Below are 17,081 nucleotides of genomic sequence, written 5' to 3' on the forward strand. Positions count from 1 at the left end.
AACGAGCGAGACCATGACTACACCGCACGCCGGGCACGACCACGGCTTCACGCTGCGCAAGAACCGCAATGCCCTTCCCTGGACCATCGCCGCCCTCGCGGCCGTGGCCGCCCTCATCCTCGGTGTGCTGCTGGGCCAGCAGCGCTCCGCCCCTGCCGCTGCTTCGGCCGCCGGAAGCCAGACGAAGTTCACCGTGCACTTCGAACCGGCCATGGCCGGCGAGGAGAAGATCCTGGATTTCGTGGCGCAGGAGATCGCCCCGGACTACGGCATCGAAATCGAGAAGGTCGGGCTTCAGGATCCGATCCAGGCCAACCAGGCGGTGGCCAGCGGCCAATTCGATGCCACGATTTTCGAGCACCAGTGGTACATGGAGCAGTCCGCGGAGGCCGCCGGGGTTGAGCTGGAACCCACGGTGGAGCTCTTCCAGTGGGGTTTCGGGCTCTATTCGAACCATTACGACTCGGTCGAGGACATCCCGCGTGGCGCCTCGCTGCTGCTGCCCAATGATGTGGCCAACCAGGGCCAGGCGCTGTGGCTGCTGCAACGCGAGGGCCTGCTCGGCCTGGACCCTGACATCGAACCGCGCACCGCGAAGATCTCCGATGTCATCGATAACCCCCGGGGCTTCGAGCTGAAGGAAGCCGACCTGCTGGCGATGCCGCGCATGCTCGACGATGTTGGCGCGGCCATCGGCTACGTCTCCCAATTCGACGCCGGCAAGGTCGACCGCGAACAGGGGATCTTGTTCCCCGAGCCGCCCAAGACCTTCGCCTCCCGCCTGATCATGGGCGCGGAGTACGCCAAGAGCGCCGATGCGCAGAAGCTTGTGGAAGCCTTCTCCGATCCGCGGCTGCAGGAGTACCTGGCCACGACCGAGGATCCGCTGGTCCAGGGAGTGCTCACCCCGGTCTCCGGTTCCTGACGGAACTGCCATTGCGCTGCACTGATCGGCGTGCGCGAAGCGGCCCGGCACCGACAGGTGCCGGGCCTCTTCGCGCTCCAGATGGCACATTATCTCCGCCGAGGCTGGCAGCGTCAAGGATTTCCCGTCAAGATGATTAACCCTTGGACTTGTGACGGAGCATTACGCCCAATATGACGAACATCGGGCATTTCAGGATGCGTTGTGTGACTTCATGACCGCTGTCTTACGTAACGCTTGTCTGCTGAATTCACGGGTTGCAGACTTGAATTGTTCGGCCGGTACAGCCGGACACCCCATCCAGAGCGACCGAGAGACCTGGCTCGTTGAAGTCGCAGCAACCACCCGTGAACGGGAGCGGTGCTAAGGCCAGGACCGATGGAGATTGCTAATTTTCATGACGGTCTGCCGGGAGAAACTCGCCAAGAGTATTCCCACAAATCATGGCAGAACGTGCAGCGAATCTAGGCGTAATCCTCGGGTCACCAACCGAGAGGACATTTGAAATCATGCGTACAGCACATTTTGGACTGAAGACCACTGCGATTCTTGCCGTTCTGGGCTTGTCGCTCACCGCTTGCGGAGGCAACGCCACTAAGACGGGCGCAGCGCAAGCAGCAGCCGATCCAGGGACTCCGGTTGAAGGTGGCACCTTCACCTTCGCTGAAGTTACCCCTATCAACAATTGGCAGACTCAGGCAGCACGCTTCTATGAGAAAGCGAATGTTCTGAACTCAGTGCTTGATCGCCTGACCTACTACGATGTGGAAGCCGGCAAACTGGTTGGCTGGATCGCCAGCGAATTCGAAGCCAATGAAGACCAGACGGAGTTTACCTTCACCATTCGCGACGGTGTCACTTTCTCAGACGGCTCCACGCTGGATGCTGAGGCTGTGAAGCTGAACCTGGATGCCCTTGGAAAGGGAATCAAGTCTGCCCAGATTGCGCCAAACGTTGACTTTGCTGCCTATAAGTCGGCAGAGGTCGTAGGGGACAACAAGGTCAAGGTCACGCTCAAGCGGCCAGATGCCAATTTCCTTAGGTCGACTTCCTCCGTAACTGCTGGTTTGGTGTCCCCGAAGACCCTTGAACTGGACAATGCCGCGCAGTCTTCCATCTCCAAAATTGTTGGTTCCGGCCCATTCGTCTTCGAATCGGAAAAGCCTGATGAAGAAGTCGTGTTCAGCAGCCGAGATGACTACGCCTGGGCGCCAGAAACTGCCCCAAACCAGGGTGATGCCTACCTGGATACCTTGGTTATCAAGTACCTTCCAGAGGTCGCTAGCCGTGCCGGCGCCGCCCAGTCCGGGCAGGTGGATCTCGTCCGAGGATTGCAGCCGGTAGACGAACAGGTGCTGGCCTCCAGCGGAGGCAAGGTTTACGCGGCCGAAGGGGTGGACCTGACCACCAACCACGCAGCTGTGCGCATTGGCTCGGGAAAGCTGGAAGACGTCAAAGTCCGCCAGGCACTGCAGGTTGCAATCGACCGCCAGGCCATCAAAGACACCGTTCTCTCGGATAGCTATGTCATCTCGGGATCGATCCTCAACCACAAGGCACCAGGGTTTGTAGACCTGTCTGCCGAATTGGCCTATAGCCCGGACAAGGCCAAGCAGTTATTGGACGACGCCGGATGGAAGCCGGGCGTAGATGGCATTCGGGAGAAGGACGGGAAGAAACTGGAAGTCACGATTTCCACCTCGAATAACTCCGTGGTCATCAAGCCCGCTTTCGAACTGATTGAACAGCAATGGCGCGAGATCGGCGTCCAGCTGATCAACCGTGCGGCAGACAATACTTTCCTGACCAACGCACTTGTTGACGACAAGGTGGAGTTCTTCGGAACTCGCCAGTTTGCGTACGGCGGACTGGGCCCGGTGTATGCACCCGCGAACAACAACCAGACCCTTCGCGCTGATCCTGAACTGAACAAGCTTTTCACCAAAGAGCAGTCGGCGACTACCGATGAGGAACACCTGAAGCTGGTCGAAGAGGAACAGCGTGCCCTGGTGCTGGACAAGGCGCTGACGCTGGTTCTTTGGGACGAAGTCCAGGTCTATGGCGCCCATAGCTCGGCGAACGTCGAGTTCACTTCCGGTACCGCGCCAATCTTCCAAGGTGCTTGGAAGAGCGAAGGCTAGGAGCCAAATCCATGGGCACTTACATCGTAAAACGACTGGGGCAGGCGCTTCTGGTCATCTGGCTTGCCTACACAGCGGTTTTCATTGCCGTGCAATCCTTGCCGAATGACCCGGTCACGATCTTCCTGAGCACTGACTCGGCGGCGGATCCAGCCACCATTGCCCAGATGAAGGCGTACTACGGATACGACCAGCCGCTCTTCGTGCAGTACTTCTCGCAGTTGCTCGGGCTGCTTCGCGGGGATCTTGGATATTCGCTATCCAATGGTTCGGAAGTGGCAACGCGCATCGGGGAAGTCGCTGGATCCACCTTGATTCTGGCTGGTAGTGCATTCGTTCTTTCGGTGGTATTCGCCCTGGCCATCGCGTCGGCTGCGAGCCTGGCCAGAAGCGGGACGTTGCGCAAGGCGCTGCTGAACCTGCCACCTTTGATGGTTTCGATACCTGTTTTCTGGTTGGGGCTGCTGCTCTTGCAGCTGTTGGCCGTGCAGCTCGGCGTGATGTCGCTGTTCCCGGATGGATCGTTCATGTCGTTGGCGGTACCAATCTTCGTGCTGGCCGTGCATCTGAGTGCTCCGATTGCCCAGGTCCTGATCAAGAGCGTGCAGGAAGTGAATAGGCAACCGTTTATTGAAGTTCTGCGCGCCAAAGGCGCAAGCGAAGCATGGATCTTCTACCGGCACACCTTGAAGAACGCGGCCCCGGCCGGGCTATCCATTGCCGGTATCACCATTGGCGCCTTGCTCGCTGGTTCCGTCATCACCGAGACCGTGTTTTCCCGCGCGGGATTAGGCCAGCTGATCTTGCAGTCAGTCACGGCGCAGGACATTCCACTGGTCCAGGGACTGGTGCTGCTGACCGCCATCGTCTTCACCGCAGTCAACTTGCTCGTTGATCTCATCCACCCGCAACTCGATCCACGCATCGTCACATCAACAAGCGGGGCAACCCGCTCGCTTGTTGCGTAAGGAAAGTAGGACCAATGAGTCTCATAACCGAACATGTTGGATCGGTGGCCAGTGATGACCAGCCGCTAGCTTCAACCAAGCCTGCAACCAATAAAGGAAATCCAGCCGTACGCTGGCTGGCTGCCTGGTGGGTTCTCGTTCCGCTGTCCGTGTTTGTGGCGTGGGCTTTTCTTCCATCGCTTTTCACGGGCCAGAACCCGATTACTGGTGTGCCGGCTGACAAGCTGCTAGCGCCATCTGCGGAACACCTGTTCGGAACCGACCATCTGGGGCGTGACATCTACAGCCGAGTTGTCTACGGTACGCGCCAGACGCTGCTGACCGCGGGCCTGGCGTGCTTGGTTGGAAGCGTTGTGGGCTCGATCCTCGGTCTGCTGGCGGGCACTGCTGGACGGTTCGCAGATACCGTGGCAATGCGCTTTGTCGATATTGTCCTAGCAGTTCCGGCCTTCCTCATTGCGCTGATTCTGGTCACCGCAACTGAACCTGGACCGCTGTCCTTGGGCCTGGGTGTAGGCATCGCCTCGATCGCGGCCTTCGCGCGCCTCGTACGCACAGAGGTGCTGAGGGTCCGCTCTCGCGATTTCGTGCAAGCAGCGTTAATGAGTGGCGGGAAGTACTTCACGGTGCTGCGTAGGCACATCATCCCGCACATCGTCGGTCCGGTGCTGTCCTTGCTAGCTGTGGATCTGGGTGCCGCAATTCTTGCGATCTCCGGTTTAGGGTTCCTCGGCTTCGGGTCGCCACCGCCAACCCCTGAATGGGGACTGCTGATTTCCGAAGGCCGCCAGTACCTTTCGGTGGCTTGGTGGCTGACGACATTGCCGGGATTGGTTATCGTGTCGGCGGTCATGCTGACAGCCGTACTGGGACGTGCCATCAACAAGGCATTCCGCTTCTAGCTCTACTCTTCGATGAACGGACAAGACCATGAACGCAACCAACAACGCTTCTCCTGCGGTGATCCGCATCGAGGACTTAACAGTCCAGTATGCCCAAGGCACCGTGGCTGCCGACAACATCAACTTGGAAATCCCAGCAGGGCAAATCGTCGCCGTTGTCGGTGAATCCGGCTCCGGCAAATCAACGCTGACCAAAACCCTGATTGGCCTATTGCCGCAGGGGACGGAGATCCATGGAAGCGTGCGTTTCGGCGGTACCGAAGTCACCAATCTTTCCTTGTCCGACTGGCGTGCCATTCGTGGCGCCGGAATCGGCTTAGTCCCGCAGGATCCGGGCGCCTCGCTGAATCCAGTGAAGACCATTGGCTCCCAGATCATCGAAGTTTTCCGTTTGCATCCGTCACGCTCGGTTCCAAAGGCCAAGTGGCGTTCCAAGGCAATCGAACTGATGCAGAGCGTTGGCATCGACCGGGCGGAAAGCCGACTGGATCAATTTCCGCACGAGCTTTCTGGCGGGCTGAAACAACGTGTATTGATTGCCATTGCCTTCGCATTGAATCCTCAACTGCTCATTGCGGATGAACCTACCAGCGCCTTGGACGTCACCGTCCAGCGCACGGTTTTGGAAGTTTTCGTTTCGCTGGCTCGGAAGAAGGGAACCACTGTACTCTTCGTAACTCACGATCTGGCTGTTGCGACTGACATCGCAGACCGGGTGCTGGTCATGAATTCGGGGCGGGTCCTCGAAGATCGCAGCGTTCCGGCGCTGGTTGCACAGAGCACTGAACCGTACACCAAGGCACTGCTCGATCAGGCCTATGCGCATCAGGACCGGCAACAACCTTCAACCTCAGACGACATCGCGATCACAGTGGAAGGACTCGGCAAGGTCTTCGGCAAAGGCCGCAACGAGCACCAGGTTCTTTCCGGCGTCAGTTTCGAAGTGCAGCGAGGGACCACGTTCTCGCTGGTCGGTGAATCCGGCTCCGGAAAATCCACAACAGCGAAAATCATCATGGGAATGCATCCAGCCACCGAAGGATCCGTGCGGGTCAACGGGAGAGAAGTCGCCAACATCAGCGGCAAGCAGCGCTATGACCTGTGGAGGGACGCGCAACTGGTCTATCAGAACCCCGACTCCGCTCTGGACCCGCGACAGTCGATCGGCTCGATCATCGCTGAACCAATGGTCAACTACCGTCTGGGTGATTCCGCTTGGCGTGCCAAGCGAGTAGCGCAGTTGATGGAACAGGTGAACCTACCTGAAGAGCTAGCAGGAAGACGCCCAGGAGAACTTTCCGGGGGACAACGCCAGCGAGTCGCCATTGCCAGGGCTTTGGCAAGCGGTGCCAAAATTCTCGTCCTTGATGAAGCATTGAGCGCACTTGATGTACTCACCCAGGAACAAATACTTGAGTTGCTCGACCAGTTGCAGCGCGAAGAACAACTGACCTACCTGTTCATTTCCCATGATCTGCATGTGGTGGAACGGATCAGCCACCGCGTTGGCGTGATGTGTCGTGGGCAAATTGTCGAGTCGGGAACCGTCGATGAAATCTATTCCAATCCCCAGCATGAGTACACCAGAACCCTGCTTGCGGCGAATCCCGGCAAGGTACTTCGCAAATTGGCCGATACGCGTACCGCCTAGCCATTTCACACCAATTCCAAAATCTACAAGGAGCATCCATGAGCACTGAAGCCGTGGCAACTTTCCGTCATTCCGCCCAGCAACATACCGAAGCCGCTTACCAAGAACTTCTGGCACACTTCAGCCCGGTATTCGCCCGTATCGCGCAGGGCGCTACCGAACGCGAGCAGCAGCGTATCCTGCCTTTCGAGCAGGTGCAGTGGCTCAAGGATGCAGGTTTCACCACCTTGCGCGTGCCAGCCAGCCACGGAGGTTCGCCGATTAGCCATGAGCACCTGTTCCGCTTGCTCATCGAATTGGCGGCGGCCGACTCCAACGTGGGCCACTTGCTGCGCAGCCACTTCTCGTTCGTGGAAACCATTGCACTGCAGCCGCAGGAGTTCCAGGACCGCTGGTTCCCGCGGGTGCTTACCGGGGAAATTTTCGGCAATGCCGCCACCGAGCGCGGCGGCAACGCTCTGGGCAGCACCAACACCAAGCTCGTCAAGACGGACGCCGGGTGGGTACTGCGCGGCGAGAAGTACTACACCACCGGATCGATCTTCGCGGACTGGGTTGTCGTCATGGCCACCACCGACGGCGTTGAGGGGCGCCAGTATGCGGTAGTCGAACGCCATGCCGAAGGCGTCGAAATCCTGGATGACTGGGACGGATTCGGCCAGCCTCTGACCGGCACCGGCACCGCGATCTTCACCGACGTCGCGGTGGACGAGCAGAACATCATCCAGCGCAAGGTGGCATCCACTCTGGAACCGGCGTTCTTCCAGCTCTGCCTGCTCTCGGTGCTGGTTGGCATCGGCAAAGCAGCCCGCAACGAAGCCGCCCGCATCGTGGCGACCCGCACCCGCACCTTCAACACCGGCTCCGGCGCGCTGTTCAAGGACGACCCGCAGATCCAAGAGCTCGTAGGACGCCTTGCCTCCAACGTATTCGCTGCAGAATCAATTGTGGTGTCGGCGGCCCGTGACCTCGACGCAGCACTGGACCCGAGCCTCGGCCTGAATGCCGAGGAGGCCTTCCTGCGCGCCGAGCTCGCCGTGCAACAGGCGCACGTGGCCGCACCAAAGCTGGTCTTGGACGCCACCAGCGAACTCTTCGACGTCACCGGCGCCTCGGCGGTATCCACTTCCAAGTCGCTGGACCGTTTCTGGCGCAACGCGCGCACCGTCGCCACCCACAACCCAGTGGCCTTCAAGGCCCGTTCGGTGGGCGATTACTTCATCAACGGAACCATCCCGACGGGTTTGCACTCGATCGGTGAAGCCAAGGGAGCCAAGTAGCCATGGGAACCTTCGAATCGCGGCCGCGCTTCCTGCTGTCGGCCTTCCTCATGAACACCTCAAGCCACATCCTCGGCGGAATGTGGCGCCACCCTGAGGCGCAGCAGCACAAGTTCAACGAGCTGGAGCTATGGGTGGACCTGGCCAAGAAGCTGGAAGACGCCAAGTTCGACAACCTGTTCTTCGCCGACGTGGTGGGCCTCTACGGCGACCACGAAGGCGGCTGGGCCTCCCACGTGCGCAAGGGCATGCAGGTGCCCAGCCACGACCCGATGGTGCTGCTCTCCGCGCTGGCCGCCACCACCAAAGACATCGGTCTGGCGATGACCAGCTCAGTCATCCAATCGCACCCGTTCCAGTTCGCCCGGCAGATTTCCACGCTGGACCATCTATCGCAAGGCCGCGTGGCGTGGAACATCGTCACCAGCGTGCTGGAGAACTCGCACCGCAACTTCGGCGGGGCGAGCCTGGTCGCGCACGATGACCGCTACGCCTGGGCAGAGGAATATGTTGAAGCGGCCTACAAGCTGTGGGAAGGGTCCTGGGAGGACGACGCGCTGCTGGCCGACAAGGAGTCGGGCATCTACGCCGACCCGGCACGGGTCAACAATGTCAATCACCGCGGCGACTACTATTCGATCGACGGTCCGCATCTGGCTCTGCCCAGCGCCCAGCGCACTCCGTTCCTTTTCCAAGCCGGCTCGTCGCCACGCGGCTCGCAGTTCGCGGCAACCCACGCCGAGGCGACGTTCCTCTTTGCCCCGCACGCCGAGTACGTGGCGAAGAAGAACGCCCAGCTGATCGAGCACCTGGCGGCTGCCGGACGCAAGCGCGAGGACATCAAGGTCTTTGCCGGATTGTCTTTCGTCGTCGGTTCCACCGAAGCTGAAGCCAAGGCCTTGGAAGCTGAATACGACGAGTATCTGGATCTGGACGCCATCATTGCGCACATCGGCGGCGGCATCGGTGTGGATTTGGGCGGGCTGGACCTGGATACCCCGCTCGGCGAGATCCAGACCGAAGGCGCGCAGGGCGTATTGGAGGCCGCGCTGGCCTCCACCCCGGGACGCAATCCCACGCTGCGCGACCTGGCGCACTACCGTGCCAAGGCGCAGCAGATCGTGGGTACTCCGGAACAGATCGTTGATGAGCTGGAACGCTGGCAGGACGCGGGGATTGATGGGTTGAACATCATGAACCACGTACTGCCCGGATCCTATGACAACTTCATCGAAGGCGTCCTTCCGGAGCTGCGTCGCCGCGGCCTGGCGCAAACCCGGTACACGCCGGGGAGCCTGCGGCAGAAGGTGTTCGGCCGCGGGGACAAGCTCCCGGAGAATCATCCGGCGGCCCAATACCGCGGAGCCTTCACGCAGAACAGCGCAGCATCCACCCAGAAAGCAGCGCAGCTGCAGCACTGAATTCCCCAAGCTTGAAAGACCAGTGGCATGGATGGGTCCGGGCCACTGGTCTTTCTTTGATGCCCGGAAGCTGAATCGCCGGCAACGCGGTAGGGTGTCGTGCATGGACACCCATCACGTAAATGATCCAGAGACGATCCGCAGGCTGTTGAGCACACCGGGGCGCTGGGCCGTTGTCGGCCTGACCAATAATCCCGCTCGCGTGGCTCCTTCCATCGCACGGTTCCTGCGCGACGAGCTGTCGATGAAGATTTTTCCTGTGTCATTGAGCGGGGAAACCGAGATGGGCGAACCGGGATTCACGAAGCTTGCTGATATCCCGGAACCCATTGATGTGGTGGATTGCTTCGTGAACTCCTCCAAGGTGGGGGATATCGTTGACCAGGCGATCTCCGTAGGCGCCAAAGCGGTGTGGTTGCAGCTCGGTGTGATTGACGAAGCCGCTGCCCAGCGAGCCAAGGACGCGGGATTGGACGTGGTGATGGATACCTGCCCTAAGATTGAGTACCCATTCCGATAGCGAGGCTTTGATGGCGATATCAGCTGGTCAAGATGAACTGGAAAATGCCTGGGCGCAGCTGTGCCTGAGCATGCCCTGCGCTTATGCAGATTATCCTTTTGGACCTGAGAGCACCGTATTCAAGGTGGCGGGCAGGGATCCGGGCAAAGGCAAGATGTTCGGGCTGATCATGCACCTGAACGGCGAATTGGTGCTGAACCTGAAATGCGAGCCTGCCCTGGCTGACCAGCAACGCAACGAGCATCCGCAGATCACCCCGGGCTATCACATGAACAAGAAGCACTGGAATTCCGTGCGTGCTGGACTCGACCTGAACCTGATGCGTGAACTTATCGAGGATTCCTATGATCTGGCCGTCGACGGCATGCCCCGAAGGGACAAAGAATACATCCGCCTGCAAGGCACAATTAATACGGAGAGCCTAGACTAGAGGCATGTACTTCATCGTTGTTAAATACCAGGTAAAGCCAGAATCAACCCCGACCTTCATGGATCACGTCGCTGAATTCACCGCGGCCACCCGCGCCGAAGAAGGAAACATCTTCTTCGACTGGTCCGTGAGCGTTGAAGACACCAACGAATTCGTTCTGGTTGAGGCCTTCCGTGATGACGAGGCCGCTGCGGCCCATGTGAACTCGGCGCACTTCGCTGCCGGTCTTGAATCCATGCGGCCACACCTGGTCTCCACCCCGAAGATCGTCTCCCGCAAGGTGGACGGCGAGGGCTGGGATTCCATGGGCGAATTGGTCATCGATTAATTAACTGGGACAAAGGCATAGGGAAGAACCTCAACGGTTCTTCCCTATGCCTTTGCCTATGAACTTTAGCGGCCGGCCTTGTTGCCGAAGCGGCGTACCAGAATCAAGGCGATGCCGGCCAAGACAACTACACCGGCGATGATGCCGATCCAGCTGGCGTTGAACCCGGTGTCGGCCAGGTCATCGGTGTTCTGATCCGGGGAGTCGTTCTTTGGCTCGTCAGAGGCATCGGGGGATTCGCTTGCATCCCCAGTTGGCTCGGGCGAACTGGTTGGCTCTCCGGTGGGCTCGTCGGTCGCATCTTCAGATGGTTCCGGCGAAGCAGTTGGCTCGGTTGGATCCTCGGAGGGGTCATCCGAAGGAACCGGCGACTGCGTTGGCTCTTCCTCTTCGAGCAGGACCGAACGTCCCAGAGGAGCCGGCTCGACGACGTCGTGTGCCCTGAAGTAGTTTACGGTAGCGTCCAAATCGATCTGGCCGGAGTCGGCGTGATCGGTGCCGTCCGCGAAGGCATTGAAGTTATCGCCACCGGTCGCCAGGAAGGCGTTGGCCGCGACCCGGAAGGTTGCTTCCTCGTCCAGCGGCTCGCCCTTGAAGGTGATGTCCTTGATGTGCTTGCCCTGGGCGGCTTCCTCAACGTAGGTGTAGGACAATCCCTCGGAAATGCCCAGATGCAGCTTGGAGCGCTCCGAACCGGCCGGCTGCCACTGCTGCTCCAGCGCCTCGCGGATCTGTGCCCCGGTGAGGTTGAAGGTGATCAGGGTGTTGGCGAATGGCTGGACCTCTGCTGCGTCCTTGTAGGACACGGTGCCGTCTTCGCCGTAGAGCAGGTCGGCACGCAGGCCGCCCGGGTTCATGAATGCGATCTCGGCAGGTTCGCCGGCAAAGTCTTCGTTCGAGGTGGCCCACAGGTGGATGTCGGCTACGGTGTTGCCCAGAGTGGATTCAACTCCACGGTCTGAGCCTGGTTCTTCGCCTCCGCGCAGGATGTCATCGGAAATAGCGCCAATCTTCACGCTCCCGACCACTTCGGCTTCGGCTTCAGCGTCGCTGACGATTTCTGCAACCTGGGCGTTGGCCTCGAAGTTGCCGGCCCATTCGCCGTCGGCGCCCTCAGCGGCCAAGTCGATTCGTTCAGTGGAGGCTTCGGTGACCTCGCCGGTTTCGGGATTCACCTGCAGGGAAACCTTGCCCAAGGTGGTGCCGTACTGGTGGGACTGGATGACTGGGCGGTCCGCGATGTCGCAGTCGTAGGATTGGTGGGTGTGGCCCGAGAAGATCGCGTCAATCTCATCGCTGGCTTCGCGTATGAGCGTGCCATAGGTGCTGTCTTCGGTGGCAATATCTGCGCACTGGTCGCCAGCGGAACCATTGTGGGTAAGCAGCACCACGACATCAGCTTCGCCGTTTGTTTCATTTCCATCGGAGAGCTGGGCTGCTACCCGGTTCGCTGCTTCCAGCTCGCTGCCGAAATCCAGGTCGGCAATGCCAGCTGGGGAAACCAGCGAGGGCATGTCCTCGGTAACGGTGCCGATGAAGCCCACGGAAACGCCGGAGACTTCACGGATCGCATATTCCTGCAGGGCAGGAGTCTTGGTGCCCTTTTCATAGACATTGGCGCCCAATGCGAAATCTGCACCGTTTTCACCGGTGGAATCAGCGTAGCTGTCGATGACGCGTCCAGCCAGATCAGCAAAGCCCTTGTCGAACTCGTGGTTGCCTACTGCCGAGACATCCAGGCCGCCGGCTCCGAGCGCCGCGATGGTTGGTTCATCATCCTGGGACGCGGAAGCGAAGGTCGAAGCGCCAATGTTATCGCCGGCAGAGACGAACAGGGTGTTCTCGTTTTCTGCGCGCAGTTCATCAACGGCGCCGGCGAGCACCGCGGCACCTGCGGAGCTCCTGTCTGCGGAAATGCGACCGTGGAAGTCATTGATGCCGACTAGGTCCACGGTGACTGCTGCGGCATTCGCGGCTGCGGAAGAAGATGGGCTCTGCGTGGACGTAGCCTGGGCTGCTGCGGCACCGCCGGCCGCCAGCGAAATCGTCGCCAGCGAGGCGAGACCGAGTTTGCTTATCTGCCTGAATGCAGACATGGGTACTCCTAAAAGTGACGAGTGTGACAAGACATATGTCTATCGCATCTGAATGAACCTGTCGATGTTTTAGCGTTAAATTTAGGTGCAGAAGTACAAGTTCTGGCGGTTATTCAACAGAAGCAACCTCCCAGCCGTAGGCCGAGAGGTTGCTTCTGAAAATGGAATTTTGCAGCTATTGCCGACGCTTTCGCGGAGGGTCTCCCGCGGTAACGGTGGAGGAGCCGACAATCGCTTTCAGCAGCAGCATCGCTGCTCCAATGAACATGAGGGTGGAGACTACCCAGCAGGCAGTGGCCGTATCGCGCTGCGCGGTGTTCAGGGCAAAAGAGAAGATGAATCCGCTGGAAACCAGCAGGAGGACCCCGGGAATTCGTGTCTTCATCATGCGCCTTTGCAGTGGAGGATTAGGCCAAACGATCGCAGAACATAATCGCTATCGTGTTGAGTAACATCCATCTTGCCACAAATCCATCGACTTTACGATAGGCCTTAAGGTGGATATTACCTTGGGATATCCTGTGTCCGGCTATAGATGCAGGCAAAGCTGCTTGGCTGCTAGATGCAAGACTTAAGCAGTTTTCCGATCGCGGCGTGCTCTGCCTTGGTCATCCAAACGCCGTATTTGGCTTTTACCTGGGTCTGCCGCGAGACATAGTCGCAGCGGAAACTCTTGTTCGGCGGCAGCCACGATGCGGCGTCCTTATCGCCCTTAGCAGCATTAGTCGGCCCATCGGAAGCCAGCAGGTTCAACGGGTCGTTGGCAAATTCCAGTCGGGTGTCGGCATCCCAGCCCTGCGATCCCTTTTGCCAGGAATCGGACAGCGCGACAACATGGTCGATCTGCACCGCGGTGCTGGTGCCTTGGCCTCGCTTGAATTCAATGGTCTTGCCCGTGTAGGGATCATCGAACCGTCCGCTCAGGACAACGCAGGGTCGAGCGGCCGACTTATAGGTCACGTCCACCAAATCTCGCGACAGGATGTCGTTGCGCGCGTCGCATCCATTGCGGTCCGGATCTTTCCACCCCTTGCCGAACTTTGCTCTGTCGTAGCCGGTTTTCGGCGCGCGGCCCTTCACAGCAATTTCGTCGAGCAGTTCGAGGGATTCCGCATAGATCTCACGTTGCTCTTCGGTGCTTGGGGCAGGTGCGCCTTGCGCATCAGGCAGGGGAGGGAACTCTACGCCGTCCAGCGAAGAGCACGAACTGAGTACAAGAGTGGATACGAGGGTGAAAAACGCTAAGGTGCGACGCAGCAAACGCATGCGGTGGTACTACTCCTAAATTGGCCGGTGCTTGAGCAGGAAAATGCCTCTGACATGAACTATAAGCAGTGGGGCTGACTATTTAGCCGTGCCTGCTTCGTGTGGTGGCGTGACTTTGAATGCACAGGCATAAGAGACTGCTGCTATTCAAGCTCGGAAGAACTCAGACCTGGGAAATCGTGCTCGAAATAGTCCAGGATCTCCTGGGCCGCGTAGTAATCCAGCAGGTGCGGGGTGCTGAGCGGGAAGACGGAGCCGCTTTGCACCGAAGGCAGCTGGGCTAATGATTCATCCGCGGTAAACTCCTTGGCGGTTTTCTTGTTCGCCGCCAGCAGGAAGGTGGCATCGCCAGTGAGCGCCGCTGGCAGGTCTTGGTAGCTGACGAAACTGAAATCCTCCCTTGGCTGCGTGGACGTGTCGAACTGCTTTGGCGTTGAAACCATCGTGAAGCCGAGTCCGCTCAGCAGCTGCGCGTACGGCCCGGCGGCCTTGGCGATCGGAGAGGTGCCACGGGCAGCATAGGAAATGAGCGAGGCGGTGGTTCCGGAAGGGATTGACAGCTTCGCTCTCAGTGTTGAGATCCGTTCGGCAACGGCTGCGGTGTTCTGCTGTGCCTTGTCTTCGGTGCCGGTGGCTTCCCCCAGCAGTTTTGAAAGTTCGTTCCAATCCTTATCCGCATAGTCCAAGACAATGGTTGGTGCAATCTTTCGCAGCTCACCAATCTTGCCTAATTCGGAGTCTGCGCCTGTCGCCGCCACAACGATGAGGTCAGGCTTCTGCTCAGTGATTTCTTCCAGATCGAACTTTCCAACTTCATAGAGCGGATCGACTTTGCGAGCCGAGGCAACATCAGCCCAGTGCTTGAAGAAGCCGTCGCGATCAGCGTCTGGTCCTTCCGGTGCCGTCGCGCTGGCAATGACCGGCGCGTCCAGGGCCAGCAGAGAGCCCGTAAGCCCTACCGAGGTCGAGACGATGCGTTCAGGTTTTGCCGGAATCCTTACGGTGTTCTGCAATGAATCCGTGAACGTGCGAGGCCAGTGCCCGACGTCAAATGCCGCTGTGCCCGTATCCCGCGCTGGCTCGGCAGGTGTCGTCGCGCACGAGCCAAGGGAGAGGGCTAATGCGCTGATGAACAAGGCAACTGCGATTCGTGACAAGCTGGGGCGCACTAAAGTTCTCCTGGGCCGATGGCCAAAAACTGGCCAGGCGGCATATGACGGCAATGTATTACTCGAAATCTCTTTCCGAACCCATTTTATGTTCCCCAGCCGCAGGCACGCCCCTTGGGGCAAGAACAAGCGGATCACGTTGACTGCGTAAACCGCTGCTTCTTGCGCAGGGGAGCTGCGGAAGAGCCATTGCCGATGCCGACGCTCATGCAGCCTGGTCTTTAGCGGCGCAACCTCTCTTCACGGAGGGTCCAATATGAGGAGATATGGGTGGAACGCTTGTCGAGGTGCCAGTGCCGGGCAACGTGGCTGATCTCCTTGACCGCGGAACGCTCTGCATGAGCGATTAACCCAATCCGAAGATGAAGCAGCGGCAGGGAACTGAGCTCCTCGGCCAGCAATGTGCTGCGTCCCGCCGAAATGCCATCGCGCGGCAACCAGCGTAAATCAACTCCAGGAGGATGTTTCACGTCAAACATTGCGTTCTGATCCGCAACCTCGAGCAGCGCTATGCCGTGCGCATCGGCGGGCAATGCTTCCAGAGCCTTGCAGATCGCCGGGATGCCCGCTTCATCCGCTGCCAGCAAATAATAGTCGGCGTTCAGCGACAGCGAGGACTTGCTGCGCGATGGCGAAATGACCAGCGGAGCCCCGGGCTGCACCGTTCCGGCCCAATGGCCAACGGTGCCCGGCTCGCCATGAACAACGAAGTCGATAGCGATTTCCGGGACCAGCGCGTCGATCCATCGGATCGTGTACGACTTGGAACGTGGGACATGTTCGCGGGGCAGGCGTTGTCGCAAGGCCCGCAAATCATAGGGAGGCTCGAGTCCAAGGGCAGGATCAGCGACAAAGACTTTGACATATTCGTCGATTGCTCCATTGGAACGGTAGCCATCCAGATCTGGGGCACCGGCGATGATGCGCACCATCTGGTCATTCAGCCGCTCTACCCGGGTGATCGTCAGAACGTGCTGATCAACCTTTTTCCTTGGCGGTTCTTGATATCCCAGGGCAGGGGTGTGCCTGGCGAGGGGCTCCTCATAGGTTTCTGCGTAGCTGCGCGTTTCCGAAGGGACTGCGGGTGGCGGAGCAAGAGGGGCGGGCGAGGCCTGCGCCGGCGGGTGGTGATAGTGCTTGAAAGAGGTGCGCAGCGTCTTATCCAGGACTTTGCGTGCAGCGGCGAGCGCTGCGGCGGCACCGGCACGTTCGGCAGCTGCCAGCAGTTCGTCGGTTTGCTGCTCGTTGAACACCGAGTTGTCGCCAATATTCCGGTATAACTGCTCCTTGGCCACCGCGTATCCGGCCTTCGCTCCAGCCTTTTCTGCCTGGGCCAGGACTTCCAGGGTGAACCCTTCCCTAGGTGTCACCGTGTATTGCGGACCGTAGCTCTTGTACTTGTGATGCTTAGACATGGTGTGCCCCTAACCCGGCCGGTGTGAGCACCCGCCTGTATGCCTGAGTATGGGGGATATCGGGCATAGAAAACAAGTCATTTTAATCTGCAGAACGCCAAGCTCTATGCGCCTGGCGCCTTGGCCATTTCTACCGCGGATTTCCGCGGATTATTCGATATTCGATTCATTCGACAATGAGCAGATCCGGTCACTAAAATTAGCCCCATGTCTGATACCTTGCCACCGTGCCCTGAATGCTCCAGCGAATACACCTACGCAATGGATGCCCTGCTGGTCTGCCCAGAGTGCGCGCATGAATGGAATGCCGAGGCCGAACACACCGAAACCGCCGAAGCGGTGATCAAGGATGCTGTCGGCAATGTGCTGCAGGACGGCGATACCGTCAGCATCACCAAGACCATGAAGGTCAAGGGTGCGCAAAGCGCGCTGAAAGCCGGAACCAAGGTCCGCGGCATCCGATTGGTCCAGGGTTCAGGCGACCATGACATCGCCGCCAAGGTCGATGGCTTTGGGCAGATGGAATTGAAGTCTTCCATCGTCAAGAAGATCTAGTTTTCCAATCCGGA

Annotated in this window: 16 protein-coding genes and 1 riboswitch; of the genes, 11 read left to right on the plus strand and 5 right to left on the minus strand. The window is 59.2% G+C overall.

The features are described 5' to 3' along the window. Positions 1 to 13 precede the first annotated feature (13 nt). The 10 genes from ACIOJF_RS13525 (at position 14) to ACIOJF_RS13570 (ending at position 10,566) form a co-directional block, all read left to right on the plus strand. Positions 14 to 925 (plus strand): MetQ/NlpA family ABC transporter substrate-binding protein, encoded by a 912-nt coding sequence (locus ACIOJF_RS13525; RefSeq protein WP_134781180.1) that lies wholly within the window; start codon positions 14 to 16, stop codon positions 923 to 925. Between the two features lie 293 nt (positions 926 to 1,218). Further along, positions 1,219 to 1,310: riboswitch (SAM riboswitch) on the plus strand. A gap of 124 nt (positions 1,311 to 1,434) precedes the next feature. Then, positions 1,435 to 3,066, plus strand: coding sequence for an ABC transporter substrate-binding protein (locus tag ACIOJF_RS13530; RefSeq protein ID WP_402735257.1), 1,632 nt, complete (start codon positions 1,435 to 1,437; stop codon positions 3,064 to 3,066). Positions 3,067 to 3,077: 11 nt separating this feature from the next. Beyond that, entirely contained in the window at positions 3,078 to 4,034 is a 957-nt protein-coding gene (locus ACIOJF_RS13535) for an ABC transporter permease (protein ID WP_402735258.1), read from the plus strand. A 14-nt stretch (positions 4,035 to 4,048) separates the two neighbouring features. Beyond that, positions 4,049 to 4,936: an ABC transporter permease gene (locus ACIOJF_RS13540; protein WP_402741735.1), complete on the plus strand. Its 888-nt coding sequence runs from the start codon at positions 4,049 to 4,051 to the stop codon at positions 4,934 to 4,936. Positions 4,937 to 4,964: 28 nt separating this feature from the next. Beyond that, complete coding sequence (locus tag ACIOJF_RS13545; protein WP_402741736.1) at positions 4,965 to 6,587, plus strand: ABC transporter ATP-binding protein; 1,623 nt, start codon at positions 4,965 to 4,967, stop codon at positions 6,585 to 6,587. A 38-nt stretch (positions 6,588 to 6,625) separates the two neighbouring features. Continuing rightward, positions 6,626 to 7,867, plus strand: coding sequence for an acyl-CoA dehydrogenase family protein (locus ACIOJF_RS13550; RefSeq protein ID WP_402735261.1), 1,242 nt, complete (start codon positions 6,626 to 6,628; stop codon positions 7,865 to 7,867). 2 nt (positions 7,868 to 7,869) lie between these two features. Continuing rightward, on the plus strand, positions 7,870 to 9,288 hold the full coding sequence (locus tag ACIOJF_RS13555) for an NtaA/DmoA family FMN-dependent monooxygenase (protein WP_402741737.1): 1,419 nt from the start codon (positions 7,870 to 7,872) through the stop codon (positions 9,286 to 9,288). A 103-nt stretch (positions 9,289 to 9,391) separates the two neighbouring features. After that, on the plus strand, positions 9,392 to 9,808 hold the full coding sequence (locus tag ACIOJF_RS13560; RefSeq protein WP_402741738.1) for a CoA-binding protein: 417 nt from the start codon (positions 9,392 to 9,394) through the stop codon (positions 9,806 to 9,808). Between the two features lie 10 nt (positions 9,809 to 9,818). Beyond that, the gene (locus ACIOJF_RS13565; protein ID WP_402741739.1) at positions 9,819 to 10,238 is read left to right on the plus strand and encodes an MmcQ/YjbR family DNA-binding protein; all 420 of its coding nucleotides are present in this window, start codon (positions 9,819 to 9,821) and stop codon (positions 10,236 to 10,238) included. A gap of 4 nt (positions 10,239 to 10,242) precedes the next feature. After that, positions 10,243 to 10,566 (plus strand): putative quinol monooxygenase, encoded by a 324-nt coding sequence (locus tag ACIOJF_RS13570; RefSeq protein ID WP_402741740.1) that lies wholly within the window; start codon positions 10,243 to 10,245, stop codon positions 10,564 to 10,566. A 65-nt stretch (positions 10,567 to 10,631) separates the two neighbouring features. On the opposite strand, the gene ACIOJF_RS13575 is transcribed toward ACIOJF_RS13570, so the two are convergent. The 5 genes from ACIOJF_RS13575 to ACIOJF_RS13595 form a co-directional block, all read right to left on the minus strand. Beyond that, positions 10,632 to 12,662 (minus strand): 5'-nucleotidase C-terminal domain-containing protein, encoded by a 2,031-nt coding sequence (locus ACIOJF_RS13575; protein WP_402735266.1) that lies wholly within the window; start codon positions 12,660 to 12,662, stop codon positions 10,632 to 10,634. A gap of 175 nt (positions 12,663 to 12,837) precedes the next feature. Next, positions 12,838 to 13,050 (minus strand): hypothetical protein, encoded by a 213-nt coding sequence (locus tag ACIOJF_RS13580; RefSeq protein WP_038991944.1) that lies wholly within the window; start codon positions 13,048 to 13,050, stop codon positions 12,838 to 12,840. A gap of 170 nt (positions 13,051 to 13,220) precedes the next feature. Then, complete coding sequence (locus ACIOJF_RS13585; RefSeq protein WP_402741741.1) at positions 13,221 to 13,928, minus strand: DUF1524 domain-containing protein; 708 nt, start codon at positions 13,926 to 13,928, stop codon at positions 13,221 to 13,223. A gap of 143 nt (positions 13,929 to 14,071) precedes the next feature. Further along, positions 14,072 to 15,235: a Fe2+-enterobactin ABC transporter substrate-binding protein gene (fepB, locus tag ACIOJF_RS13590; RefSeq protein ID WP_402741742.1), complete on the minus strand. Its 1,164-nt coding sequence runs from the start codon at positions 15,233 to 15,235 to the stop codon at positions 14,072 to 14,074. Positions 15,236 to 15,318: 83 nt separating this feature from the next. After that, positions 15,319 to 16,512 (minus strand): siderophore-interacting protein, encoded by a 1,194-nt coding sequence (locus ACIOJF_RS13595; protein ID WP_402735268.1) that lies wholly within the window; start codon positions 16,510 to 16,512, stop codon positions 15,319 to 15,321. A gap of 207 nt (positions 16,513 to 16,719) precedes the next feature. Here ACIOJF_RS13595 and ACIOJF_RS13600 point away from each other — a divergent pair, with 207 nt between their 5' ends. Next, positions 16,720 to 17,067 (plus strand): zinc ribbon domain-containing protein YjdM, encoded by a 348-nt coding sequence (locus ACIOJF_RS13600; protein WP_121866008.1) that lies wholly within the window; start codon positions 16,720 to 16,722, stop codon positions 17,065 to 17,067. The last annotated feature ends 14 nt before the right edge of the window (positions 17,068 to 17,081 follow it).

The sequence above is a fragment of the Glutamicibacter sp. NPDC087831 genome (genome assembly GCF_044742845.1).
Taxonomy (GTDB): Bacteria; Actinomycetota; Actinomycetes; order Actinomycetales; family Micrococcaceae; genus Glutamicibacter.